Consider the following 2,002-nt stretch of genomic DNA (forward strand, 5'->3'; position numbering starts at 1 on the left):
TGAATCATAACCGCGGTACTCTAATTTTTCTATGCCTTTTAATAAAATTTCTTTAGCATCGTTTTCACCGATATATCCTACAATTCCACACATAATATATATTCCTCCGTCATCATTCATGTCAAAATAAGCATGCTAAAAAGAATGCCTTAGCATACGTCGTTAGTTGGAAAACACATAATTTATGTGATACCACTTTAACGCCTATCCTAAACATCTTCACATACACATACCTATTAAGCTAAGAATGCCTTCTTTTTCATTTGTCATTCAATCACTTGAATGGTTTGAGAAAAAGAATTACAACCGGGCAAATACGGTCGGGAGGTATCCGCCGAAATTTCGATAACCTCCACCTCGTCTGCTGAAGATTCGTTTCGTCCAATTTCTTCAGCTCAGGCGCTATAATTGTTTTCCTTCTTTTACGCGTTACCTATCCTACCTTTCTACGCGGCTACGAATAATTTCATATAATGTAACTTCATCATTATATCTTCTCATTATATGCGAGTCAATTGTAACGATAAGGCCAAAAGGACTAGGCTTACTATAAATAGAGAAAGAGACCTAAACTTCATGGTCTCTTTTACTCATATTAAAACCGCACCGTAAACAAGCGCTAGTATAATTACAAAAGCAGGGTGGAGCTTTACCTTCTCTAATAGTAGATAGCTTCCAACTATTAAAATAAGTGTTGATGGTATACCTAATCCACCTACAGATTCCTCTACGAATTGAATCGTCATCACACCTAATAGTACAGCAATTACTGGTCTTATTAGCTTTGTAAGGTTCTTTACTTCCGTTGCCTCTTTATATTTTAATAGAATAGCCATCATACTAATCATAAGGATCAAGGAAGGTGCAACTGTCGCAAAGAGAGCAATTGCTGCTCCCAATATACCGGCTTCTTCATATCCAATATAACCAGCCATCTTAGTTGCAATAGGTCCTGGCAAGGAGTTACCGAGGGCTACTACTTCACTAAATTCCTGAGTAGTCATCCACTCGTAGTTTTCTACTACCTCATGCTCTACCAACGGAATGGAGGCAGGTCCTCCACCATAGCCTAATATGCCAGGTATAAAAAAAGCGAGAAACAATTGCCAATAAATCATTTACTTCCCCTCCTTTTTAATAGAGGAAAAAAGGCAATTGCCATACAGATTAATATGATGATTGCTGGATGTATATGTAGGAGCTCCATAAGCAGTGCAGCTAGTGCTAAGAGTAAAAAAGCCTTCCACCATCCAAAGGTTTCTCCAGATTTTTTGATAAAGTCCCAGGTCATTATTGCCAGCATAACTGCAACGACAGGAATAACTGCAGCAGTCATGCCCTGCACTCTTGGGGAATCCTTGAAAGACTGAAGAAAGCCTAGCAAGAGAATCATTAGCACCACGGTAGGAATGACAGAAGCAAGGAGAGCATTAACACAACCCCGAAAGCCAGCTACTCGATAACCAATGTAACCAGCCATCTTGGTTGCTATCGGACCAGGCATCGTATTAGCCAATGCTAAGGTATCACCGAATTCCTCCTCATCCACCCATTCATACTTTTTAACGACTTCCCGATGAAATAGAGGTATCGAGGAAGGTCCCCCGCCAAACCCTAGCATCCCGATTCGGAAAAATGCTAGGCTTATATCTCTTTGAAGTACTGGCTTAGGACGTACAGGGCCACCCTTCAAAGACTGTTTTTCTACCACGCCGCAATTGCCCCATCTGTTCTTGATTCAGTGCCTCCTTGAAGGACCCCCGTATCTGGGTTTCTCCAAATGATTTGCCCACGTCCAAAGCTGCCGCCATCAGTAGCGACTTGAATATCATGTCCTTTTCTTACTAAGCTTTGTACCAAATAATTAGGGAGCTCAGGCTCGACATGCACTGTTTTCCCCTTAATCCACTGCCAACGAGGCATATCAAGTGTTGCTTGAGGATTTAACAAATAATCTACCGTGTTTGTTACAACCTGGAAATGTCCCTGGGGCTGCATGTAG

Annotated in this window: 3 protein-coding genes; all 3 read right to left on the reverse strand. The window is 41.1% G+C overall.

Translation table 11 applies throughout. From position 1 onward, the window contains the following. Positions 1-590: 590 nt before the first annotated feature. Positions 591-1,118, reverse strand: coding sequence for a chromate transporter (locus AC06OU_RS14880; RefSeq protein ID WP_475856815.1), 528 nt, complete (start codon positions 1,116-1,118; stop codon positions 591-593). Beyond that, positions 1,115-1,621, reverse strand: coding sequence for a chromate transporter (locus AC06OU_RS14885; RefSeq protein ID WP_475856818.1), 507 nt, complete (start codon positions 1,619-1,621; stop codon positions 1,115-1,117). Before AC06OU_RS14885 ends, AC06OU_RS14880 begins: the two co-directional genes overlap by 4 nt. Before the next feature lie 83 nt (positions 1,622-1,704). Then, the coding region (locus tag AC06OU_RS14890) for a gamma-glutamyltransferase (RefSeq protein ID WP_475856816.1) at positions 1,705-2,002 on the reverse strand (298 nt) is incomplete at its 5' end.

The sequence above is a fragment of the Psychrobacillus sp. genome, from assembly GCF_056205495.1.

What these genes read in the sequence shown, in the direction of transcription:
- AC06OU_RS14880 (WP_475856815.1), bottom strand. Translation starts at nt 1,118, where the DNA reads ATGATTTATTGGCAATTGTTTCTCGCTTTTTTTATACCTGGCATATTA.
- AC06OU_RS14885 (WP_475856818.1), bottom strand. Translation starts at nt 1,621, where the DNA reads ATGCTAGGGTTTGGCGGGGGACCTTCCTCGATACCTCTATTTCATCGG.